At 51.9% G+C, this 24,836-nt stretch carries 19 protein-coding genes; 6 read left to right on the plus strand and 13 right to left on the minus strand.

Annotation, left to right across the window (positions count from 1 at the left end):
- Position 1 precedes the first annotated feature (1 nt).
- From WC1_RS10430 to cmoB, 3 genes are read left to right on the plus strand one after another with little or no spacing between them, the layout of a single operon-like run.
- Entirely contained in the window at positions 2-397 is a 396-nt protein-coding gene (locus WC1_RS10430; protein WP_003034689.1) for an MAPEG family protein, read from the plus strand.
- 40 nt (positions 398-437) lie between these two features.
- Positions 438-1,181 (plus strand): carboxy-S-adenosyl-L-methionine synthase CmoA, encoded by a 744-nt coding sequence (cmoA, locus tag WC1_RS10425; protein WP_003034686.1) that lies wholly within the window; start codon positions 438-440, stop codon positions 1,179-1,181.
- Positions 1,178-2,146 (plus strand): tRNA 5-methoxyuridine(34)/uridine 5-oxyacetic acid(34) synthase CmoB, encoded by a 969-nt coding sequence (gene cmoB, locus WC1_RS10420; RefSeq protein WP_003839177.1) that lies wholly within the window; start codon positions 1,178-1,180, stop codon positions 2,144-2,146. Before cmoA ends, cmoB begins: the two co-directional genes overlap by 4 nt.
- 243 nt (positions 2,147-2,389) lie before the next feature.
- On the opposite strand, the gene cutC is transcribed toward cmoB, so the two are convergent.
- Both cutC and WC1_RS10410 read right to left on the minus strand, forming a co-directional pair.
- The gene (gene cutC, locus WC1_RS10415) at positions 2,390-3,136 is read right to left on the minus strand and encodes a copper homeostasis protein CutC (RefSeq protein WP_016150525.1); all 747 of its coding nucleotides are present in this window, start codon (positions 3,134-3,136) and stop codon (positions 2,390-2,392) included.
- A 2-nt stretch (positions 3,137-3,138) separates the two neighbouring features.
- The gene (locus WC1_RS10410; protein WP_016150526.1) at positions 3,139-3,705 is read right to left on the minus strand and encodes a VOC family protein; all 567 of its coding nucleotides are present in this window, start codon (positions 3,703-3,705) and stop codon (positions 3,139-3,141) included.
- 238 nt (positions 3,706-3,943) lie between these two features.
- Here WC1_RS10410 and argS point away from each other — a divergent pair, with 238 nt between their 5' ends.
- A complete protein-coding gene (gene argS / locus WC1_RS10405; RefSeq protein WP_003034673.1) occupies positions 3,944-5,677 on the plus strand; it encodes an arginine--tRNA ligase in 1,734 nt (577 codons plus the stop codon).
- Positions 5,678-5,904: 227 nt separating this feature from the next.
- Complete coding sequence (gene mrdA / locus WC1_RS10400; RefSeq protein ID WP_016150528.1) at positions 5,905-7,842, plus strand: penicillin-binding protein 2; 1,938 nt, start codon at positions 5,905-5,907, stop codon at positions 7,840-7,842.
- Here the strand turns inward: mrdA and WC1_RS10395 are convergent.
- The 10 genes from WC1_RS10395 to tar form a co-directional block, all read right to left on the minus strand.
- Positions 7,814-8,953: a beta-galactosidase BglB gene (locus WC1_RS10395; protein ID WP_016150529.1), complete on the minus strand. Its 1,140-nt coding sequence runs from the start codon at positions 8,951-8,953 to the stop codon at positions 7,814-7,816. The two genes, mrdA and WC1_RS10395, sit on opposite strands and share 29 nt — an antisense overlap.
- Positions 8,954-9,261: 308 nt before the next feature.
- A complete protein-coding gene (gene flhe, locus WC1_RS10390) occupies positions 9,262-9,654 on the minus strand; it encodes a flagellar protein FlhE (protein ID WP_016150530.1) in 393 nt (130 codons plus the stop codon).
- A complete protein-coding gene (gene flhA / locus WC1_RS10385; protein ID WP_003034666.1) occupies positions 9,654-11,732 on the minus strand; it encodes a flagellar biosynthesis protein FlhA in 2,079 nt (692 codons plus the stop codon). The genes flhe and flhA overlap by 1 nt, the downstream gene beginning before the upstream one ends.
- Entirely contained in the window at positions 11,725-12,876 is a 1,152-nt protein-coding gene (gene flhB / locus WC1_RS10380; protein WP_003034664.1) for a flagellar biosynthesis protein FlhB, read from the minus strand. The genes flhA and flhB overlap by 8 nt, the downstream gene beginning before the upstream one ends.
- Before the next feature lie 158 nt (positions 12,877-13,034).
- Positions 13,035-13,679, minus strand: a complete 645-nt coding sequence (cheZ, locus tag WC1_RS10375) for a protein phosphatase CheZ (protein WP_003034659.1) — start codon at positions 13,677-13,679, stop codon at positions 13,035-13,037.
- A gap of 10 nt (positions 13,680-13,689) precedes the next feature.
- Positions 13,690-14,079, minus strand: a complete 390-nt coding sequence (gene cheY / locus WC1_RS10370) for a chemotaxis response regulator CheY (RefSeq protein WP_003034656.1) — start codon at positions 14,077-14,079, stop codon at positions 13,690-13,692.
- Positions 14,080-14,096: 17 nt separating this feature from the next.
- A complete protein-coding gene (locus WC1_RS10365) occupies positions 14,097-15,146 on the minus strand; it encodes a protein-glutamate methylesterase/protein-glutamine glutaminase (protein ID WP_003034651.1) in 1,050 nt (349 codons plus the stop codon).
- Complete coding sequence (gene cheR, locus WC1_RS10360) at positions 15,143-16,015, minus strand: protein-glutamate O-methyltransferase CheR (RefSeq protein WP_003034649.1); 873 nt, start codon at positions 16,013-16,015, stop codon at positions 15,143-15,145. Before cheR ends, WC1_RS10365 begins: the two co-directional genes overlap by 4 nt.
- 19 nt (positions 16,016-16,034) lie before the next feature.
- Positions 16,035-17,636 carry a methyl-accepting chemotaxis protein IV gene (gene tap, locus WC1_RS10355; protein WP_016150531.1) on the minus strand — a complete coding sequence of 534 codons (1,602 nt, stop codon included), beginning with the start codon at positions 17,634-17,636 and terminating at the stop codon, positions 16,035-16,037.
- A 43-nt stretch (positions 17,637-17,679) separates the two neighbouring features.
- On the minus strand, positions 17,680-19,335 hold the full coding sequence (gene tar, locus WC1_RS10350) for a methyl-accepting chemotaxis protein II (protein ID WP_003833879.1): 1,656 nt from the start codon (positions 19,333-19,335) through the stop codon (positions 17,680-17,682).
- 406 nt (positions 19,336-19,741) lie between these two features.
- On the opposite strand from tar, the gene WC1_RS10345 reads away from it, so the two are divergent.
- On the plus strand, positions 19,742-21,013 hold the full coding sequence (locus tag WC1_RS10345) for a dicarboxylate/amino acid:cation symporter (RefSeq protein WP_016150532.1): 1,272 nt from the start codon (positions 19,742-19,744) through the stop codon (positions 21,011-21,013).
- A 110-nt stretch (positions 21,014-21,123) separates the two neighbouring features.
- Here WC1_RS10345 and WC1_RS10340 read toward each other — a convergent pair whose 3' ends face one another.
- Positions 21,124-24,684: an autotransporter outer membrane beta-barrel domain-containing protein gene (locus tag WC1_RS10340; RefSeq protein WP_016150533.1), complete on the minus strand. Its 3,561-nt coding sequence runs from the start codon at positions 24,682-24,684 to the stop codon at positions 21,124-21,126.
- Positions 24,685-24,836: the final 152 nt, after the last annotated feature.

The raw sequence follows: 24,836 nt of genomic DNA on the forward strand, positions 1-24,836 counted from the left end.
TATGGTAAGCGCGCTTTATGCCGTATTGGGTGCGTTATTGTTAATAAAGTTCTCCTTTGACGTTGTTCGCCTGCGCATGCAATATCGCGTTGCCTATGGCGATGGAGGTTTTAGCGAACTGCAAAGCGCTATCCGCATTCACGGTAACGCGGTGGAATATATTCCCGTCGCGTTAGTGCTGCTGTTATTTATGGAAATGAACGGCGCAGAGACGTGGATGGTGCATCTTTGCGGGCTGATGTTGATTGCCGGACGTCTGATGCATTATTACGGATTCCACCACCGGCTTTTCCGCTGGCGCCGTTCAGGCATGAGCGCAACCTGGTGTTCGCTGTTGCTAATGGTGCTGGCGAATCTCTGGTATATGCCCTGGGAGTTGGTTTTCTCCCTGCATTAGCGCACAATACGCCACTTTATTTTTCCCGGATTTTTACGTTATGTCTCACCGCGACACGCTTTTTTCTGCGCCTATCGCCAGTCTGGGTGACTGGACCTTTGATGAACGGGTAGCTGAAGTCTTCCCGGATATGATCCAGCGTTCCGTTCCTGGCTATTCCAATATTATTTCTATGATTGGCATGCTGGCCGAACGTTTCGTACAACCCAACACGCAGGTCTACGATCTGGGCTGTTCTCTGGGCGCGGCGACGCTCTCGGTGCGTCGCAATATTCATCACGAGAATTGCAAAATTATTGCTGTCGATAACTCCCCGGCGATGGTTGAGCGCTGCCGTCGTCACATCGACGCTTATAAAGCACCGACTCCGGTTGAGGTTGTCGAAGGCGATATTCGCAACATTACTATCGAAAATGCTTCGATGGTGGTGCTGAATTTTACCCTGCAATTCCTTGAGCCACCTGAGCGCCAAGCGTTGTTGGATAAGATTTATCAGGGGCTGAATCCCGGTGGCGCGTTGGTGCTATCTGAAAAATTCAGCTTCGAAGACGCGAACGTAGGCGAGTTGCTGTTCAACATGCACCACGACTTCAAACGAGCCAATGGCTATAGCGAACTGGAAATCAGCCAGAAACGCAGCATGCTGGAGAACGTGATGCTCACCGACTCGGTCGAAACGCACAAAGCGCGACTGCATCAGGCCGGCTTTGAGCACAGTGAGTTGTGGTTCCAGTGCTTCAACTTTGGCTCTCTGGTGGCGTTGAAGGCTGAGGTTAGCGCATGATCGATTTTGGTAACTTTTATCAGTTGATTGCCAAAAATCATCTGTCCCATTGGCTGGAAACACTTCCGGCGCAAATCGCTGCCTGGCAGCGCGATCAGCACGGTCTTTTTAAACAATGGTCAAACGCCGTCGAGTTTCTGCCCGAGCTAACGCCGCATCGTCTGGACTTACTTCACAGCGTTACCGCAGAAAGCAAAGAGCCGCTAAGCGAAGGTCAGCTTAAACGTATCGACACCCTGATGCGTAACCTGATGCCATGGCGTAAAGGACCTTACTCGCTGTACGGCGTCAATATCGATACCGAATGGCGTTCCGACTGGAAGTGGGATCGTGTCCTACCGCACTTGTCTGATCTCACCGGACGTACCATTCTTGATGTCGGCTGCGGCAGTGGCTATCACATGTGGCGCATGATTGGCGCGGGCGCACATCTGGCGGTCGGTATCGATCCGACCCAACTCTTCCTGTGCCAGTTTGAGGCGGTGCGTAAACTGCTGGGCAATGACCAGCGCGCCCATCTGCTGCCGCTGGGTATTGAACAGCTTCCGGCGCTCAACGCCTTTGATACCGTATTCTCCATGGGCGTGCTTTATCACCGCCGCTCGCCGCTGGAACACCTGTGGCAGTTAAAGGATCAGTTGGTTAAAGACGGCGAACTGGTACTGGAAACGCTGGTCGTCGAAGGCGATGAAAATACCGTGCTGGTGCCGGGCGATCGCTACGCCCAGATGCGTAACGTTTACTTTATCCCGTCTGCACTGGCGCTAAAAAACTGGCTGGAAAAATGCGGGTTTGTTGATGTGCGCATTGCCGACGTATGTGTGACCACTACCGAAGAACAGCGCCGCACCGAATGGATGATTACCGAATCGCTGGCCGACTTCCTTGACCCGAACGACCACAGCAAGACGGTAGAAGGCTACCCCGCCCCACTGCGTGCGGTATTGATTGCGCGTAAACCGTAGTCATTTTTGCCAAATGACTATTACGTATAGCACCATTTCTCCAAAATAGTTCGGTTTGCAACAAGGCGGCGACGCAGCAAATCCCTGGGAGCGTAGATAACTACGTGACCGGGGTGAGCGAGGAAAGCCAACACAGTTGCAGACCGAAATATGCAGGAGAAGGAGAAAAAAAGGCCCCTGTTGAAATTGCAGGGGCCTGGTACGAGCAAGCATCATATTGGGCGACATGATGCAACGGTAAAATCAGCTGGCCTGATGGTGTGCAATGATTGCTTTCATTTCAGCAACCGCCGCCCCGTCTACCGCATAGCGAGAATACTCATCCGCCTGCGCATCCGAAGACATCGACAACCCCGAATTGCGATAACGCATTGGTGAAGCCAGCCATACTCCGGCAGAACTATGGACTTCCTGCACCCCAGCATCAAGGAACAGGGACAAATTCGAGGCGCGAACCCCCGCTCCGGCCATAATGATTGGAGCACCAGGCTGCGCAATAAGTTCCATTATTTTTGTTAAACCTTGCGCCGCATCTGATTTTTGCCCGGAGGTGAGTACTCTGGCGATGCCCAAATCAGCTAATTTTTTAAGCGTATTGAGTGGGTTAGCACACATATCAAAGGCACGATGAAAAGTGACTTGCAGTGAACCGGCGGCGATCATAATTTTCTCCATGCGCGGCATATCGACATCGCCATCCGCATCTAAAATGCCGGTCACCAGCCCTGAGAACCCCAGTTCTCTGACCATCGCTATATCATCCAGCATTGCAGCGAATTCACCTTCGGTGTAACAAAAGTCGCCTCCACGTGGGCGAATAATGGGATTGACGGGAATCGAAATGTGCTGGCGAACAGAACGCAAGACGCCCAGTGAAGGCGTTAAGCCCCCTTCTTTGGGTGCCGAGCAAAGCTCAATACGATCCGCGCCGTTTTGCTGCGCCGTGCGCGCGCACTCCATGCTGTAACAGCAGATTTCCAGTATAGTCATGCTCACTCCTGACGCTCGCTTGCCACAATGGTTTCAATCGACCAAGGGTGGAATTTAATCGTCACGCTACCATCGCTAACCGCCAGCGTCGGATTCGGTAAACGTTCACGTTCTCCTTTTGGCGAGCTGGTTTTCACAAATATACCAGGTTGACTCAGACCGTGATCGGAAAGCAGCGCCAGCGCTCGCGCATTCAGCGTTTGTGCCTCACCCGGCAGAACAATTTCAATATGTTCCCAGCCTTCATGTGGGTAACGTTTTTCGCCCGGCCACGGCAGTTCGACGATGGAAAATTGCCAATGTTGCACACAAACCGGCTCATGCAGTTTAAAAAGACAAATAGGTCTGCCGTTAATGATGTTTTCTGACAACAATTCACCGCACTGTTCAAACCCACGACGCCAGCGTTCTGCAGTGGTATTTTGATGGCAACGCAAGGAAATGTGATCGGCTTCCAGGCCTGTGATATCCAGCCCAAGACGGGTAGAAAGTTCCGTTAATGCCTGCGTGAAATGCGATAAATCTGCAGAAATATCCTGTAGTTCTGCAACGGTTTGCCAGTTCGCCATATTAAAAGCTCATATCCATGTTCAAAGTCGCTAATTTACTCTGTTGCGCTGCGCCATCCAACCGCTGTTTTCTCCGAACACATCATGGATAAATTTACGCCATTGCATGGTTTATATTTCAGGCTACTGGCGGTACACACAATGCTGACGGCAACGGGCATTTGCAGTATACTCCTGCCCTTAATTCTTAAACTGGTGCGGTGAATTTTAGACCGCTTCATAAATGTAAGGTATTCCGGTGAATATTCAGGCTCTTCTCTCAGAAAAAGTCAGTCAGGCCATGATTGCTGCAGGCGCGCCTGCAGATTGCGAACCACAGGTTCGTCAGTCAGCAAAAGTACAGTTCGGCGACTATCAAGCTAACGGCATGATGGCTGTCGCTAAAAAACTGGGTATGGCGCCGCGACAACTGGCTGAGCAGGTGCTGACTCATCTGGATCTCAACGGGATTGCCAGCAAAGTTGAAATTGCAGGCCCGGGCTTTATCAACATTTTTCTCGACCCGGCATTTCTGGCGCAGCACGTTCAGCAGGCGCTGGCTTCCGATCGTCTGGGCGTCACCCAACCGACTAAACAAACCGTCGTGGTTGACTACTCCGCGCCTAACGTAGCGAAAGAGATGCACGTTGGTCACCTGCGTTCCACCATCATCGGTGACGCGGCGGTGCGTACGCTGGAATTCCTTGGTCACAAGGTTATCCGCGCCAACCACGTCGGCGACTGGGGAACTCAGTTCGGTATGCTCATCGCATGGCTGGAAAAACAGCAGCAGGAAAATGCCGGAGAGATGGCGCTGGCTGACCTGGAAGGTTTCTACCGTGACGCGAAAAAACATTACGACGAAGATGAAGCCTTCGCGGAACGCGCTCGTAGCTATGTCGTGAAGCTGCAAGGCGGCGACGAATACTTCCGTGAGATGTGGCGTAAACTGGTCGACATTACCATGTCACAGAACCAGTTAACCTACGATCGCCTCAACGTTACCCTGACCCGTGACGACGTCATGGGCGAGAGCCTGTACAACCCGATGCTGCCTGGCATCGTGGCCGATCTCAAAGCCAAAGGCCTGGCTGTTGAAAGCGAAGGCGCTACCGTCGTATTCCTTGATGAGTATAAAAACAAGGAAGGCGAACCGATGGGCGTTATCATTCAGAAGAAAGATGGCGGCTATCTCTACACCACAACCGACATCGCCTGTGCCAAGTATCGTTACGAAACCCTGCATGCCGATCGCGTACTGTATTACATCGACTCTCGTCAGCATCAGCACTTAATGCAGGCCTGGACCATCGTACGTAAAGCTGGTTATGTGCCGGATTCGGTGCCGCTGGAACACCACATGTTCGGTATGATGCTGGGCAAAGACGGTAAACCGTTCAAAACCCGCGCTGGCGGCACGGTTAAACTGGCCGACCTGCTGGATGAAGCGCTGGAGCGCGCACGTCGTCTGGTCGCGGAGAAGAACCCGGACATGCCTGCCGATGAGCTGGAAAAGCTGGCAAATGCGGTCGGTATCGGCGCGGTGAAATACGCGGATCTGTCCAAAAACCGTACCACCGACTATATCTTCGACTGGGACAACATGCTGGCGTTCGAAGGCAATACCGCGCCGTACATGCAGTATGCTTACACCCGCGTACTGTCCGTATTCCGTAAAGCGGATATCGACGAAAGCGCGCTGGCAAATGCGCAGGTGATTATCAACGAAGATCGCGAGGCTCAGCTGGCTGCGCGTCTGCTGCAGTTTGAAGAAACGCTGACCGTCGTTGCGCGTGAAGGTACACCGCACGTGATGTGTGCTTACCTGTACGACGTTGCCGGTCTGTTCTCTGGCTTCTACGAGCACTGCCCTATCCTCAGCGCTGAAAACGAAGAGATTCGTAACAGCCGGCTGAAACTGGCACAGCTGACGGCGAAAACCCTGAAGCTGGGTCTGGATACACTGGGTATCGAAACCGTAGAACGTATGTAATTACTTCAAGTAATGTGGAAGCCCGCGCTATGTCGCGGGCTTTTTTATTTTCCCTGACCCGTTCTCATGGCAGCGCAATCAGGCCTACGAGAAGCGGCGACGTTCACTGTAATTTGTAACAGCCCACAAGGAATGACACATTTCCCTAGAGATATGGAACATTTTTTGCCTGTCATCCCGTTTAAGCCTCCGTATCATTAGGCGGCGAATTAATCGGGTACGGGTCAATGACATTCAGAGATTTTGAGGCGGAAGAAAAACTCTTTCAGCGGCGTGTGTTGGTGGCCTTTGGCCTGGTGGTCATCTGTTTTGGCATCCTGATTTACAATCTGTATAACTTACAAATCTGTCAGCACCAGTATTACACCACCCGGTCGAATGCAAACGACATCAAAATGCTACCCGTCGCCCCCACACGTGGCATGATTTACGATCGCAACGGCATCCCGCTGGTGCGCAACGTCACCTGGTACGATATTTCCGTTACGCCTTATAAAATCAGCGATATGAATGCGTTAATCCAGCAGCTCACGCCCATCGTTGACCTCACTCCTGATGATATTGATCAGTTTCGCCATGAGCTAAAAGCCAGCAGCCGTTATCGTCCGGTCGTGCTAAAAAATGCACTTACCGATGTGGAAATCGCCCGTTTCTCGGTAAACCAGTTTCATTTTAGCGGCGTAAACATTAATAGCTACGAAGACCGCCAGTATCCCTATGGCGCGGCGCTGGCACATGTCCTTGGCTATGTTTCAAAAATCAATGACAACGACCTGAAAGCACTGGATCAAAAGGGTCAGGCAGAGAACTACGCCGCCGATCATAATATCGGTAAGCAAGGTATTGAGCGCTATTACGAAAATGAACTGCATGGAAAGACCGGTTATCAGGAGGTGGAAGTAGATAACCACGGACGCATCGTACGCCTGATCAAAGATGTGCCGCCCGTTGCCGGTAAAGATATCCATCTGACGCTGGATTTACATTTACAGCAATATATTGAGAGCTTGTTGGCTGGCCAGCGTGCCGCCGTTTTGGTTGAAGATCCACACGACGGTTCTGTACTGGCGATGGTCTCAAACCCTAGCTATGACCCGAATCCGTTTGTCAAAGGCATTAGCTATCAGGACTATAACAAGCTACTCCAGGATAAAGACCTGCCATTAATCAACCGCGTCACACAGGGATTGTACCCCCCCGCTTCAACGGTCAAACCGTATATGGCGATGTCAGCATTACTAAACGGTGTGATCACGCCGCAGACCAGTTTCTTCGGTGCTCCTACCTGGACGCTACCCGGCACCGAGCGACATTACCGTGACTGGAAAAAAACGGGCCACGGTATGCTGGATGTCACCAAAGCGATAGAAGAGTCTGCCGATACGTTCTTCTATCAGGTGGCGTATATGATGGGGATCGACCGGATTAACAGCATGCTCAGCCAGTTTGGTTACGGTAAACCGACCGGCATCGATCTTGATGAGGAGTATAACGGCCTGCTCCCGAGCCGTGAATGGAAGCAAAAAGTGCATAAAAAAGCCTGGTATCAGGGGGATACTATCTCAGTTGGCATCGGCCAGGGCTACTGGATTGCCACTCCTATCCAGATGGTCAAAGCCATGGTCGCACTGATTAACAACGGCAAGGTTATCGTCCCTCACCTGCTACTCGATGAAGAAAATGGCAAAACCTTCACGCCGTATCAGGCTCCAGAAGCACCGTCACAAATCGCCTCAGCCTCGTCACCCTACTGGGGACTGGTGCGTCAGGCGATGTTCGGCATGGCGAATGAACCAAATGGTACAGGTTATAAGTTCTTTCACACCGCACCTTACGGCATTGCGGCGAAAAGCGGCACCTCGCAGGTCTTTAGCCTGAAAGAAAATCAGACCTACAATGCGAAGATGATCCCTGTCCGCTTGCGCGACCACGTGTTCTATACCGCATTTGCGCCCTATAAGAACCCGAAGGTCGCGGTGGCGTTAATTCTGGAAAACGGCGGCAGCGATGGTGTCACCGCCGCGCCGGTTATGCGTCAAATCATGGATCATCTCTTTGCCCCGCAGGACAACACGGTACACACAGTGACGACTCAACCATCAGGTCCGATAGCGGAAGCGCCATCGAATACCGATATCAAAAATACTTACGCAAGTATTCGGTAAGACACAGCATCGCCATCGCTTGTCCGTAAGGCATAGAAGTCCGAGGGATGTTGCGGTAGAAATCGAGATTGTGTCCCATCCCGGTACCAAACGAGGTGTGCAGCAGTTCACCTTCCGGTGAAATATGCTGCACAATGCCACGAATGGCTTTTTCGGCCACCAGCGTATACTCTTGCCCAACATAGCGTTTACGTACAGCTTTGAGGATCCCATAAGCAAATCCGGCAGTTGCCGATGCTTCCAGATACGACTGCGGGTCGTCCAGCAAGGTATGCCACAACCCACTTTCATCCTGGCATTTCGCCAGCGCCGCGATTTGTGCGTTCAGGACCTGTACCAGATAGCGGTGAACGGCATTGTTTTCTGGTAAATCAAGTAATTCGAGAAAGTCCGGGATCACGATAGTTAACCAACTGTTGCCACGCGCCCAGCGGGCATTGGCAAAGTTATGATTTCCTTCATAGCTCCAGCCGTGGAACCACAGCCCCGTGTCTTTATCCATCAGGTTTTGCACGTGCAGCAGGAACTGATACGTTGCCTCTTCGATGTAGTCAGGGCGATTGAGTAACTTGCCAATCTTCGCCAGCGGTAGAACCGTCATCATCAGCGTGTCATCCCACATCTGCTGGTGGTTTTCTTCCGCCAGCGTAATGTGTTGCATACCGCCGAACTCGGTACGCGGCATCTCATGCATTGCCCACTCAGCCCAGCTGTCGAGCCACGGTAGATACGCCGGATTACGCGTCTCTTCATAGCGATACGCCAACGTTAAAAATGGCGCCATGGTGTTAACGTTTTTGGTAGTTGCACCTTCAGCAAAGCGATCGGCAAACCAGCTATCGATGATATCGCGCATCGTTTCATCACCGGTTTGCAGATAGTACTGATACATCCCGTACAAGCCGACGCCGTGGGTCCACTCCCATCCCGCCCAGCCTTTGGTATCAATTACGCGTCCATCGTCCAGACGCAGCAAGAACTCACCAGTTTCGTCATGAATATTGACCAGGTTATGCGTCACCTTTTTGATCAGCGTTTTTAATTCATCCCTGGCAATAAAATGTTCTGGCTGGCGCAACAACGGGCTATGTTTAACCTGGTAAACAATCATTTACTTAACCTCTGTCAATGTCGGATTCAATGCTGTGACCTGCCCCTGTTGCGGCGCAGCAGCTTTATTTGGGAGGCCCCGCAATCCTCGCTTTGACAATGGGCATCCTTATAGGGGCACAGTAAAAGCAAACAGGAAGTGAAACCTTTCTATTTCTGCCAGAAGGGTTCGTGGAATGGCAACAATACAAAGAGTCCGGCAACGTACGTCACTTATTTTATAAAACTGCGTTTCTATTTAATTGAATGAGAGACTGGAATGTTGAAACAACCAGCAGTTTCAACTGCTGGTCTGAATGACGGAGGGTGTTAACGGTAGTTCACAATCACCTGATTGCTCTGAATGCGTAACGCGGGGATCAGGCGACCACCGCCGGGGACTTCCCAGACAAAATGCATCGGTTCAATGGCCGGAACATTATTGAACCCGTTGGTGGTCCCACTTTGCCCGTCCAGCTCGACACAACGGGACTGAGAACATAAACGTACCCGCAGACCTGCGGGCGTGGGGCCATTCAGCTCATAGCGCCAGGCTACCAGCGTCATTAAGCCTGAGACCGGCTGGCCAGGAACCAAAGGCTCAGACGAGGCTGACTGGCCACGGTGATTTAAGGTGATCCCCATACCGCTTGCCTGCCAGGCCCCTTCTCCGGCGGCCTGCGCCACCAGAGGAAAAAACAACAACCACAGTAACTTGCGCATTATTTACCTCCAATGGTCGCTGTCATACGGATATGGCGGTTATCGGAAAGCTCCATGTTCGATAACACCACCAACTGCGGGATGCTGCGACGTAAAAACCGCGCCAGCAGCGGACGCAACGCGTGATTAACCAGCAAGACCGGCGGCGCGCCCAACATTTCCTGCCGGGACAGCGCTTCCTGTGTTTGGGCCAGCAGGCGGTCTGCAAGCCCAGGCTCCAGGCCACCACCCCCCTGCAGCGCTTGCAGCAGCAAACGCTCGAGCGGAGTATCAAGACCGATAACCTGAACCTCTTCATTACCCGGGAACCACTGCTGAGTGATGGCGCGTCCCAACGCAACACGGACGACCGCGGTAAGCTCATGCGGATCGTTTTGCAGCGGCGCATGTTCCGCCAGCGTTTCAAGAATGGTGCGCATATCACGAATCGGTACTTTCTCGTCCAGTAAGTTCTGCAGCACTTTATGCAGCGTGGTGAGCGTCACAACGCCCGGCACCAGATCTTCCGTCAGCTTTGGCATTTCCTGCGACACTCGATCCAGTAACTGCTGCGCTTCCTGACGGCCAAACAGCTCAGCGGCAAACTGGCCAATCAGGTGATTTAGATGCGTAGCAACAACAGTACTGGCTTCAACCACCGTAAAGCCCTGAATCTGCGCCTGTTCCTTCAATGCGCTTTCAATCCAGATAGCGTCCAGTCCGAAAGCCGGATCGACCGTTTTCTCGCCTGGCAGCGACCCGGCAGCAGTACCTGGGTTAATGGCCAGCCAGCGTCCCGGATAGGCATCACCGCTGCCAATTTCTACCCCTTTCATCAAAATTCGATAGCGGGCCGGCTGCAGATCCATATTGTCACGGATGTGTACCACCGGCGGCAGGAAGCCCATATCCTGAGCGAATTTCTTACGAATACTGCGAATTCGTCCCAGTAACTCGCCATCCTGCTGAAAGTCCACCATTGGGATCAGGCGATAACCAACCTCCATTCCCAGCGAATCTTCCAACTGCACGTCGTTCCACGTGGCTTCCACCACGGAGTTGTTTTCCGGCATTTTCACCGGCTGCGGTTCATCTGGCGCTTTTTGCTCACGACCGCGCATCCACCAGGCCAAGCCCAGCAATGCGGCAGTAAACATCAGAAACACCAAGTTCGGCATGCCCGGAACCAGGCCCAAAAGTCCAAGTACCGCCGCACTGAGCAACATGACACTAGGATTGCTGAACAGTTGGGTCACCATCTGTTCGCCTACGTCCTGGTCGGTACTCACGCGGGTCACGATAACGCCCGCCGCGGTAGAGATAACCAGCGCAGGAATTTGTGCCACCAGCCCGTCACCGATGGTCAGCAGGGTATAACTTTCCGCAGCGCTGCCCATGCTCATACCATGCTGCAACACCCCAACTAACAGACCGCCGACTACGTTGATCACCATGATCAAAATACCGGCAATGGCGTCTCCACGGACGAATTTACTCGCACCGTCCATTGAGCCGTAAAAATCCGCTTCCTGGGTCACTTCCGAGCGTCGTTTTTTAGCTTCATCTTCGCCAATCAGACCGGCATTCAAATCCGCATCAATCGCCATCTGCTTGCCGGGCATACCATCCAGCACGAAGCGCGCGCCAACCTCGGCGATACGCCCTGCACCTTTGGTGATTACCATAAAGTTAATGATGACGAGAATCACGAAGACCACGATGCCGATCGCAAAGTTACCGCCCACCAGGAAGTGACCAAAAGCTTCAACCACCTTCCCCGCCGCCGCCGCGCCGGTGTGTCCTTCCATCAAAATGATACGGGTCGACGCGACGTTCAGCGCCAGGCGTAATAATGTGGTAAACAGCAAAATCGTCGGGAATGCGGCAAATTCCAGCGTACGCTGGGTGAACATCGCCACCAGCAGCACCATGATCGACAGCGCAATGTTAAATGTGAACAGCAAATCGAGGACGAAAGCCGGCAGCGGCAGCACCATCATCGACAGGATCAGCAGGATGAGGATCGGTCCGGCAAGGATTTGCCATTGCGTGGATTTCAGGTTGCTGGGCAGGCGCAGCATCGCGACCAGATTAGCCATCAGTATTCTTCTCGTTCATGAAATCCAGTGCTTCAGGCACCGGAAGGTTTTCAGGTTGTGGTGGACGTTTGCCGCCAGCCAGACGCCAGCGTTTCAGCTGCCATACCCATGCCAGCACTTCGGCAACGGCGGCATATAATTGACCCGGTATTTGCTGACCAATTTCAGCATGGCGATAGAGCGCACGCGCCAGTGGCGGCGCTTCTAACGTAGGGACACGGTGCTCTGCGCCAATTTCACGAATGCGCAGCGCAACCAGCCCGGCCCCCTTAGCGACAACTTTCGGCGCACTCATTTTGTTCTCGTCATACTTCAACGCCACTGAGTAGTGCGTAGGGTTAGTGACAATAACGTCTGCTTTTGGTACATCCGCCATCATGCGACGCTGAGCGGCCGCGCGCTGCATTTGACGAATTTTGCCCTTAACGTGCGGGTCACCTTCGCTTTGCTTAAATTCGTCACGGATATCCTGGCGCGACATGCGCAGCTTTTTCAGATGGCTGTAAATCTGGAAAAAAACGTCGAATCCCACCATCGGAATGACGCCAAGCACCACCAACAACGCGCACATGCCGACTAAATCCAGGGCGTTGCCCATCGCCGTAATCGGAGATTCCGCCATCAGCCGCATCATCTCTGGCCACTTGTGCCAGAGATAAAACCCGGCCACGCTGCCCACTAACGTCGACTTCAGTATCGCTTTGAGCAGTTCTGCGCCGGTTTGCGCGGAAAACATGCGTTTTATGCCCGGCAACGGATTCAGCTTAGAGAATTTGGGTTGCAGGGATTTACCGCTGAAAATCAAGCCGCCAAGCATCACCGGGGAGATTAATGCCACCAGAACGACGCCGGTAATCAACGGCAACAGCGCAATCATCGCGTCTTTAATCAGCAGGATGATTTGGCTGAGGATCAGGTTTGGATCGTTGACCATACTGTGGTCAAAACGTAATCCGGCCGACAGCATACCGGCCAGCCGGCGGGCAAGCGACTCCCCGCCAATCCAGATAATACACACGCCCACCAACAAAATAAGTAGCGAGGTTAGCTCTTTGGATCGGGGGATCTGCCCTTCTTCCCGCGCTTTTTCAAGTCGGTGGGGTGTGGGGGCTTCTGTTTTGTCGTCGTCGCTTTCTTCTGCCACGCATCAGACCCTGGATAGAGATATAGGCGAGAATGATGCCAGAACAGCTATCCAGCAATGGGAAGAGTAAGCGGTAAAAAAGACGGGATTTATGGCTTTAAGCAGAATTGCGCGTAAGCCGGATGAGAGGGCCACGCCTCACATCCGGCAAATACTCATCAGAACCCGAGGCTATCCAGCAGGTCGTCAACCTGATCCTGGCTTGCCACTACGCCAGCTTTCGAGGCGTCAACCTGCGGGCCGTTCAGCAAGCTTTCGTTTTCACGTTTAGGACGAGCGCCCTGTTCCGGTATGTTTTCCAACAGAACCATCAACAGCTGACGTTCAATTTCCTGGATAACATCCATCATGCGCTTGATGACCTGTCCGGTGAGATCCTGGAAATCCTGCGCCATCATGATGTCCAGCAACTGGGCATTGGTAAAGCTGGTATGTCCGGGCACATCACCAAGGAACTGACGGGTATCGGTGACCAGTTCACGAGCGTCTGACAGTTCGATCGGATTTTCGAACCATTCATCCCAGCGTTTGGTCAGGTCTTTGGCCCCTTTTTCCATCGCGTCCTGGTGCGGCTGCGAAGCTTCGACGCTGTTCAGCGCGCGCTCTGCCGCCTGAGCGGTCATCTGTACAACGTAATCGAGACGATCGCGGGCATCGGGAATTGCTTCTGCCGCTTCGGCAATAGCCTGATCCAGCCCCAGTTCACGCAGGCTGTCGCGCAGCATTCGGGTCAAACTGCCGATGCGCGCGATGATGTCCCCTGCAGAGTGTTCGTCAGCAGGTTTAATTTGTGGTTGCATCATCATCACACCCTCACATGCCCAGTTTCTCAAAGATTTTATTCAGTTTTTCTTCCAGCGTCGCCGCCGTGAACGGTTTCACGACATAGCCACTGGCGCCTGCCTGTGCCGCCGCAATGATGTTCTCTTTTTTCGCTTCTGCCGTGACCATCAGCACCGGCAGAGAAGCCATCCCACCATCTGCACGGATGGTTTTCAGCAGTTCCAGTCCATCCATGTTCGGCATGTTCCAGTCAGAAATAACAAAACCGAATCCCCCTGCCTGCAGCTTGTTCAGCGCATCCACGCCATCTTCAGCCTCTTCAACATTGTTGAATCCCAGCTCTTTAAGCAGGTTACGCACGATGCGACGCATGGTGGAAAAGTCATCCACAACCAAAAACTTAAGCTCTTTATCCGCCATAAAAATAAACTCCTGATTCAAATACGTATTGCCTGTCCGGCACTAATTTTCACCAGCATTTGCTGGCTCACCTGGCTAAGATCGACCACTTCGCTTACGCCACCCATATTGATGGCCTCGCGCGGCATGCCGAACACCACACAACTTGCTTCGTTTTGCGCAATGGTCCAGGCACCCGCCTGGTTCATCGCTAACATTCCGGCTGCGCCATCGTTGCCCATACCGGTCAGGATCACCCCAACGGCATTACGCCCCGCATGTTTCGCCACCGAATGAAACAGCACATCCACTGAGGGCCGGTGCCGGTTAACCGGCGGACCGTCATGAATTTTGATTTGATAGTTCGCGCCGCTGCGCGCCAGCTCCATATGCTTGTCGCCAGGCGCGATATACGCATGCCCAGGGAGAACGCGCTCTCCGTCCTCTGCCTCTTTTACGGTAATCTGACACAGTTTGTTCAGACGTTCGGCGAACGAACGGGTAAATCCTGGCGGCATATGCTGGGTAATAAGAATACCGGGACTTGAAAGCGGCAATGGCTGGAGTACATGGCGAATTGCCTCTGTTCCTCCGGTTGAGGCGCCGATGACCAGCAGTTTTTCTGAACTGAGTAATGGCCCCGTTTTCAAGGTCGTCGGTGCCGCCAAGGGTTTGTGGGCGGCCAGTTTTGCCCGCGATGCGGTGCGGATTTTCTCCGCAATCATCTCGCTATACGCCAGCATTCCTTCGCGGATCCCCAACTGAGGCTTGGTGACAAAGTCAATCGCCCCCAGTTCCAGGGCCCGCAGCGTGACCTCAGAACCTTTACCGGTCAGTGAAGAAACCATAACCACCGGCATCGGACGCAGGCGCATCAACTTCTCAAGGAAATCGAGGCCGTCCATGCGCGGCATTTCCACGTCCAGCGTCAGGACGTCGGGATTGTATTTTTTGATTAAATCCCGGGCGACCAACGGATCCGGCGCCGTCGCCACCATTTCCATATCACTGTGGCTGTTAATAATTTCGGTCATGATTTGACGCATCAATGCAGAATCATCTACCGACAACACCCTGATTTTACTCATGCTTTATCCTTACCTGGCGCATGCGCATACACGGTCTGTCCACGCAGGCTAAACTCGCGCACAAGGTTGCTAAAGTTTTCTGAATGACCTGCAAACAGCAGTCCGTCAGGTTTAAGAAGTGGAACAAAACGGTGCAAAATGTCCTGCTGCGTCGTTTTATCGAAATAGATCATCACGTTACGACAAAATATGGCATCAAAAGGGCCTGGCACGTTGTACTGCTTATCCAGTAAATTGACGCTGGAAAATTCAACATGACCTGCCAGTTCCTGCCGAACGCGTACCAACCCTTCATGCGGCCCGGTGCCGCGCATGAAATAACGCTGCAACTGCTGGGGTGACAGCGTCTTTAGCTCATCGAGGCGGTAAATGCCGTTTCTGGCCTTTTCCAGCACTTCGGTATCAATGTCGCTGGCAAAAACACGCCAGCGGCCCGGTGCCATACCTAAGGTATCGGCAAGCGTAATCGCAATGCTGTAGGGTTCTTCTCCGGTTGATGCCGCCGCGCTCCAGACGCGGTATTCACCGCTGCGCCGACGAGCATGATCTGACAGCACCGGAAAATGATGCCCTTCGCGAAAAAATGCGGTCAGGTTGGTAGTCAGGGAGTTAATAAAAGCCTGCCACTCAGCACTGTTCTGGTTAGCTTCCAGCATGCTGAGATAGCGACCAAAGTCATCCAGCCCCAGGGTACGCAAACGGCGGACCAGGCGGTTATAAACCATATCCCGCTTGTGGTCGGCCAGTACGATCCCCGCACGCTGGTAGATTAATTGACATATCCGACGAAAATGCGCGTCAGACAGCGCGAGGCGCTGTGTCATCTGTAACAATAATGACGTTTGCCCGGTGGGCAGAGATGATGTCATAGCGCCTTCTCAATCACATTCAGGATACAACGGGCACAACCTGCGGCTGCGCCAACTCTTGTTTTGCTACGGTTTGCTCTTCAAGCTTGAAAAATGCGACACAGGCGGAAAGATTATCGGCCTGTGTAGCGAGTTGTCCGGTGGCGGATGCGGCTTCTTCCACCAGCCCGGCGTTTTGCTGCGTCACTGAGTCCATCTGGCTGACGGCCTGCGCCACCTGCTCAATGCCTCTGCGCTGTTCAGCGGATGCCGAGGCAATCTCGCCCATTATGTCGTTAACCCGGGTCACCGAACTGACAATTTCCGTCATCGTGCGCGACGCCATATCCACCAGTTGCGAGCCCTGATGCACCCGGGTGACTGACTCCTCAATGAGCCCCTTAATTTCTTTCGCCGCCTGCGCGCTACGGCTTGCCAGATTACGCACTTCACCAGCGACGACGGCAAAACCACGCCCTTGCTCCCCTGCCCTGGCGGCCTCGACCGCGGCATTCAACGCCAGGATATTGGTCTGGAAGGCAATGCTGTCAATCACGCCGATGATGTCGCCGATTTTCTGCGAGCTGGCAGAAATCTCATGCATGGTGCTGGCAACCCGGGACGTCTGCTCGCCACCTTTATGCGCTGTGTCTGCCGCACTTTTGGCGATCCCTGACGCCTGGCGCGCGTTATCAGCGTTCTGGCCGACAGTGGCGGTAAGTTGTTCCATGCTGGCTGCCGTTTGTGCCAGCGCGGCCGCCTGCTGTTCGGTTCGCGAAGATAAATCGTTATTGCCCATCGCGATTTCTGAAATACCGCTATGCATGGCTGAGCTGCCCTGACGAACGTCATTTACTGTTTCGCGTAATGCCTTTTGCATCTTCTGCAGGCTGGCAAAAATGGCCGAGATCTCATTGCGCCCATAAACCGCTACTGGCCGTGCCAGATTCCCAGCGGCAATACTGTCGAAATGGCTGCCAATAATCGCCAGCGGCTGAACAATCATCTTGCGTGACCAGAACAGCGCACCGCTGGTGAGCAGTGCTGCCAGGACCACCATAGTGGCGAAAATCACCCCCGACATATGGTAATTGCGCTGACTCTGCTCTCCTGCCGTTTGCAACACGCGGTCGATGTTGCTCTGCCACGCATTCACATTCGCATCAAAAGCATCTTGAGCCGCCTGCACCGGCGCGGTCAGAAAATCTGACAACTGATTGTTTTCAAGCCAGGTGGCCTGATGCGCGAGATCGCTGTGCCACTGGTTGAAACTTTTCTCCGTCGCGCTAAACAGCGCCTTGCCTTGTTCCGTCGAATCCGACGTCGCCATAAAGCGTTTAAACATCAATTCAGACTGCGCCAGGCTGTCGCGCGCAAGGGTCATCAGGGTTTTGATGTCCTCTGGCGGATAGCTCAGGGCGGTCAGCGTCCCTGCCTTATTAAGGGCCGTACTGGCCTGTAATAACACAGCGCGGGTTTGGGCCAGCGCAGCGCGTTGCTGATTACTCCGTTCGACCTGATTCAGGTTCTGAAAACCGTCCCGAAATGCCCAGAAGGACAAGCCATTACTGCCAATCTGCAAAACACCGCAGAGGATTAAAATCAAAAACAGCGTGGTCGAAATTCGAATACGATTAAACATCAACGCTCCCATCGGGCGGCACTGGCCGCGGTTTAACTGTCAGTCAAAATGTTTCCCAATTCGTATCTTGTTCAATGCTCTGGCGCGGATAGGATGCGCTCGGCGCTGCAGGTAATCGTGTATCGCGTGGTTTTGTCGAGGCCGGACGTGATGCAAGACGGAAAGTCGATACCGACTGCGTCAGGCGACTGGCCTGTTCTTCAAGAGCGGCCGCTGCGGCAGCCGATTCCTGTACCAAAGAGGCGTTCTGCTGCGTAACGCGATCCATTTCAGAGACCGCGAGCGCAACCTGATCAATCCCCCGGCTTTGCTCGTCGGAGGCCGAGGCAATCTCACCCATGATATCGGTCACCCGCGTCACGGCATTGACGATGTCGTTCATCGTTTCCCCAGCGCTTTCTACCAGTACAGAACCGGTATCAACCCGGGAAACGGAATCTTCAATCAACGCTTTAATCTCTTTCGCCGCCTGCGCACTGCGGCTTGCCAGATTACGCACTTCGCCCGCCACCACGGCAAAGCCGCGGCCTTGCTCACCGGCGCGGGCAGCTTCAACCGCCGCGTTCAGTGCGAGAATGTTGGTCTGAAAGGCAATGCCATCGATGACGCTAATAATGTCGGCAATTTTCTTCGAGCTATCGGCAATTTCGTGCATGGTGTTCACCACGCTATCGACCACTTTGCCGCCATGCTGCGCGGTGTCCGAGGCGCTTTTCGCCAGTTGTGAGGCCTGACGCGCGTTGTCCGCGTTTTGCTTCACGGTTGCGGTCAGTTGTTCCATGCTGGCTGCAGTCTCTTCCAGCGCAGACGCCTGCTGTTCCGTACGAGATGAGAGGTCCGTGTTTCCGCTGGCAATTTCGCTGGTACCGGAATAAATCGCATCAGAGCCTTCACGCACCAGAGTGACGGTTTCCGTCAGCGAGCGCTGCATATGATCAACCGTACTGGCCAGCTCGCCGATTTCGTTACGACCACTAACGGCAAGAGTTGCGGTCAGGTTACCGCTGGCGATTTCCCGAATATGGGCAATAACACGGGACAGAGGATTAAGCAGGGTATGACGGATGCCGTACCAGACCACCACCAGAATCAGCACCAGCACCACGGCCAGCACGCCAAGCTGCCATTGGGCGAAATGGTAATCCCGCGCGCTTTGATCAAATGCCTGAACGTAAAGCTTTTCGCTAACGCTGGCGTACTTGCCCAGCGCCTCGCCGAGTGCGTTTTGCATTCCCTGCGTAGGCTGCGCAAAGTAGGCGTCCATATTGCCGCTTTCCAGAAACTGAACCAGTTCTGCCAAGGCCGCATGGTACTGCTGATATTTTTCCTCAACGTTGCCGCTGGCTTCTGCCATTTCCGGCAACGGTGTGATGTTTTTAAATTTTGCGTAATGCGTTTCAGCTTGCGCCAGCGATGCTTTCGCATTCTTCAGCAGATCGTTTTTGGCACTGCTTTGCTGGTTAGACGCATCCATCATCATGCGCGCAGAAGAACGGCTTAAATTGATTCGTGTTTGCAGCATCAGATCCCATGTTGAGGTGAGTTCACTTTGCTGCTGTCGAAGATCGTTAGAAATAACAAAACTTTGCTGATTCTGCTGCAATGAAGAAAACAACAGACCACCGGAAACAAGCTGTAGCAGTGCGAAAACCCCCAGCACCATCATCAGCATTGTGACAACGCGGATACGGTTAAACATAAGGCACCTTCCTGAAAACGAGTTACCAACGTTATCGGCAGTGGCAGAGATAACTTTACGTTTGCAAAAAGGAAATCCTGAAGGGATGTGAAGCCTGGCGAGGGGAAGGTAAAACGGGTGTGCAGCAACCACAAATTATTCACATAAAAACACCATAATTATCATGCAAATAACATTCATACTCATCAGTGAGCACGGCCTGATTGGCTGAAATACACTTTTTTGTGTGATTTGGATCACACATACGCATCGTAAATACCACAACAAAATGGATAAAAAATTAAAAAAAGTTGTATCCGTTTACGCTTTAATCCAATTTATATGATGAATACTTCGTTACCACTTAATAAGTATAAAAAATGAGTAACCGATCAATAAATGTTAAATCCTTACTGAGGGCTTTTTAGTGGCAAATGCAAACAAACTCACGTTGTTTATCGTGATCTTCATGCTGGCGGGGATCCTGTCGGGTGCGGTGATCCACTCTTATGCCTCCCCCGGCGTTGTGACCGCCTGGGCCGATAATATTACGCTTCTCACCGACATCTTTTTACGTCTGATTAAAATGGTGATTGCGCCTTTAGTATTCAGCACCCTGACCGTTGGTATTATGCGCCTGGGGGAAACGTCCACCATCGGTCGCGTGGGCGGCAAAGCGATGGTCTGGTTTATCAGCTCTTCTGTATTGTCTATTCTGGTCGGTCTGTTTGTGGTTTCCCTTGAGCAACCCGGGAGCGGGTTAAACCTTACGATCCCGCTGGAAGCCACCGACACCGGTCTGGCCGTAGGCGGCATGAGCCTGAAAGGTTTTCTGACACATACCATTCCAACCAGCATAGCCGAGGCAATGGCTAACAATGAGATCCTGCAAATCGTGGTGTTCTCAATGTTTTTCGGTATTGGTGGAGCATCGCTCGGAGAGAAATTTAACGCTCCGCTGGTTGCCGCGCTGGATGTGGTTTCCCACATTATGCTGAAAGTGACCGGCTACGTGATGTACGTCGCGCCGCTGGCAATTTTTGCCGCCATCTCTTCCGTAATCTCTACCCAGGGTCTGGGGATCCTGCTTAACTATGCATCGTTTATCGGCGGCTACTATGTGGCGATTTTGCTGACCTGCCTGGTTCTGTTGGCGGTGGGTTATGTCATGCTGAAAAAAGAGGTCTTTCGCCTGGTGAGCATGCTGAAAGACCCGGTTCTGGTGGCATTCACCACCAGCAGCTCTGAGGCCGCTTATCCGAAAACGCTGGAGCAATTAACCAAATTTGGCTGCTCACCCAACATCGTGTCATTCGTGCTGCCTATCGGTTATTCGTTCAACCTGGTCGGTTCCATGGTCTATTGTTCATTTGCCTCCATGTTTATCGCGCAGGCCTATAATATTCACCTCTCTTTCGCAGAAATCACCGTCCTGATGCTGACGCTGATGCTGGCGTCCAAAGGAATTGCCGGTGTGCCACGTTCAGCACTGGTGGTGCTGGCGGCAACCATCCCGAGCTTCAATATTCCGGTTGCCGGAATTCTGCTACTGATGGGTATTGACCACTTCCTGGATATGGGACGTTCAGCAATCAACGTATTAGGTAACGGGATTGCAACGGCGATGCTGGCGCAGGATGAAGGTTTACTGGAAGAAAGCAAGTCTTCAGAAAACATCACAGAACAAATTAAGGCTTAGCTTTTTTAAGACAAGAGCAAGCTAAGTAAACAAGAGCAGCAAATCAACAAAGATTACCCCAGCCATAGACTGGGGTATTTCAACAATACCTGGATGATAATTTACATCAATTACCAGCTATAACGTACGAGCAAACTACCGCTGAGATCGCCATAGTCATTACGTCCTTTTTGACCCGCCACTTGTCCAGTGATACTCCACTGGCTATTCAAATTCGCCTGGATACCCACTTTCACCTCGGCGCGATCTGCCGGAAGATCCTGCTTCACCTCAGCACCATCAAATGCTACGCCAACATCATCACTGGTGTGTAACCAGTTCACCTCTGCAAACGGCTGGATCACCGACGTCGTATTCTTGTGCAGCTTGCCATCTACCCGCAGTCCGAGGCGCGTGGTCCAGCTGTCCCCGTTTTGTCCATCAATACGCGTTCCATTCTGTGCGACAGCATCCGCTTTAAATTGCTGCCATGTCGTCTGAGCCTGCGGCGTCAGGCTGACGACATTATAGTTTGCAAGTATGATGTCGTACCGATAGCCCGTTTCCAGAGAGACCGCGCTCGCCGCCGAATCATAATCTGTTGACCCGACATCGCCGTTATCGACGCTGTTATTGTAGAGCCCGTACTGGTACCAACTGTCCACGTACAGGCCGCTGTGATTTTTCGCATCCGCAAACCAGGTGGCATAAGCGCCAAGATTATAACCGGCTACGTTACCACTGGCAGAGAACCGGCTCCCATCTGCACCACGGTTACCCGTACTGTCCGTGTCGGCGTGAATATAACTCACCATCAGCCCCGCCTTCAGGCTCTGCTCGCCATTATCCCAGCTAAGCACATCACCACCGATTTGCAGTTGCGAATAAGTGTTGTCAATATCCACATGACCGTCTGCAGCTGTTGACGACGCTTCACCCGCTTTAAAGCGCAGCCACATACCGCCGTCACCTGTACGTAATTGACTCCCTTCGCGATCATAAAGGGTCTGCATTTGCAGATTACGCGCCATCCACTGGTTGCCCAGATAAGCGCCAATATCAGCCCGATATTGCGGTTCTACCGGTTTAATATCACCACCATCGTCCGGGTATACCGGCGTGACATCACCGCCATCGTCCGGGTATACCGGCGTAACATCATCGCCATCATCCGGGTCTACCGGCGTAACATCATCGCCATCATCCGGGTCTACCGGTGTAACATCGTCGCCATCATCCGGGTCTACCGGTGTAACATCGTCGCCATCATCCGGGTCTATCGGCGGGACAGCCTGCGAACGCAAATACCAGTCACCGCCATCTTCATACAATCGGTATTCATACAAACCTGTCTGCACCTGATTACCCTGAGTAAAAACGCCATCAGACTGACCGCCGACATCAATCACTTGAATACCTTTCGTTGTTAACGCCCCTTCTCCCCCGATATTATTGACATAGAGCGTCGTGCTACCGGAAGTATCACCTGTGATAATCACTTTATCCGTCGGTGAATTGTCATCCCCTAACTGCGTGTTCAGATAAAGATTACTGTTATCACCATGATAATTTCCATTAATCGTCAGCGTCTTGAACTGTCCGTTATGTGAAGGAGTATCAAATACAATATCTCCGGCATTATTTAATTGAGTTAAAGAAGAATCACCGGTAATTGTCCATTGCGTCTGTTCAGCCAGTGAGAGATTCAGCGAAGAGTCTACCGTTGGCTCGGTGTTAACAAACGTTTCCCCCACAAACCGCGAACCAGACGCCATATCCAGTGAAATACTGCCTTCGCCCGCGCTAATGATATTGCCCGTAATATCCATTACACCTGAACCAGTCACGGTCCCGCCGGGTAAGAGATTTCCCGCACTGTCGGTAACAACCGGAACAAAAATAGCGACACCATCCTGGGTTTTAATGGTGGTGTTACCGATCAGCGATATTGCCCCGCCCTGCTGAACCACCGCGCCATAACCATTTTCCCCACTCGCTGTCACATCAATGGTCAGGTTTTCACCATTAATTATTCCCGGACGGTTTAAATTATTACTTCCTATCGCCCAAAGCCCGTAAGGGTTATTTTGCCCACTCATGATAATATCGGTATTCGCGATATTAACCGTTGCGCCGTAGAACTGGGATGACACGCCGTAACCATCGATCGCGTAAATAACATTTCGATTGTCGGCATCCCCTTTAAAATCAAGAGTACTCCCGGAGGCCGCAGCGATACCGCTGGTCGCAGAGCCCGACCTGGCTGAACTTCTGCCGTCAACAACGCTGCCTGCACCAATCATCACATCGCCCCCCTGCGCAATGATGCCCACAGACTGGGCGGTATTGACGATAAGTGCATCCGCGTGGAATTCGCCCCCCGTCACCCAGAGAGTCGTCGCCTCTCCGGCTGCGCTTATGATGCTGTTTTGGCCTAAATCCATAAAACCTGTGTTCATTGATATTGCATTTACCTGAGACCCTGTTACATCAATCGTTAGATTATCAGCAATAAATTCAGAACCTTTTGCCGCGGGGTTTATCGTTACTCCAGCCCCATCATAGAACCCGGTGATTGAGATGGTCGATCCGCTGCCCAAATCAATGCGTGATCCGGCCTCATTAATAGCGATACCACGCGTGGTACACCCTCCTGTGCGGCAGTCCAGAGTCGTACTGATATTAATATCCATATTATTGGCGATTAACGTAGCATCAGGACCCATAACCGAGATACCTTCAGCAAGATCGGAGGTGCCATTGATAGTTACTCTGCTGTTATTTCCCAAATCAACATGATTATTTTTACCCAACTTTAAACCTGTCACAGAACCATAATCTGTTGCCAGTCCTGTTGCAGTGATAGTGAGTTGATCGGCATCTAATACACCATCAGTACCTATCTCAATACCGGTTACAATATTATTGCCCTCTACAACCACCTGGCTATTTTTACCTAAATCAATTTTAGCATTACCCGTGCTTTGAATCCCCCAAGCGGTGTTGTCTTTACTCGTAGCATGGATAAAACCATTATCCATGGTGAAAGTACCACTCCCGCCTAATAAATAAACACCGCGGGCATCACCTATCCCACTAATACTATAATCAGTTTCGGTTATGGCTGTAATAGAACTTCCACTACCAAGATCGACGTTACTGTCTTTCCCTATATTTTTAAATCCATAAACATTATTTTTACCCGAAACGTCGATATTAATACCAGATGCTTTTACCTCTGTACCCGGGTTATTAGCTGAAATCAAAATTCCGGTAGTATTTTTACTTGAATTTTGTGTGCCATCCGTATCGGCGACATGAACTTCGGTATTCGTGCCTAAATCATTTTTGGTGCCATTATCCAGTGAAACCCCGGTAGACAGAGTTTCACCAGATACGTTGATAGTTGCTTTTCCTTCAATCTGTAAGCCATCACCGCCGGTCGTGATGCTCTCAACACCCGTGGTATTTGTTTGTCCACTAGCCGTAACGACTTCATTATCACTCAAAATAATTGATGCACCGTTTTGTGGGCCTAACTCTGCAGCATTAACAGCAGCAGTACTTATTAATGTTGCCAGGCCTGTTATTTTGATGCTATTACGCAGTCCATTATTACCGCGGGAAAACTCACCAGCAACCACAAACATATTACGCGCCGTACTCCAGACTATATTATATATAGCATTCATATTTAGTTCCCTCTACGCCAATAGAAAAATCAGGAGGCACAAATTCATTATATATTCATGAACAATATAAATTATTTCAACCAATTAATAATTTATATATTGCACTTGTAGATTATATTATATGCGCCAGCAAACAATAGATACTATAAGGA

It is taken from the genome of Citrobacter sp. KTE30, from assembly GCF_000398825.1.
Classification (GTDB): Bacteria; Pseudomonadota; Gammaproteobacteria; order Enterobacterales; family Enterobacteriaceae; genus Citrobacter; species Citrobacter freundii.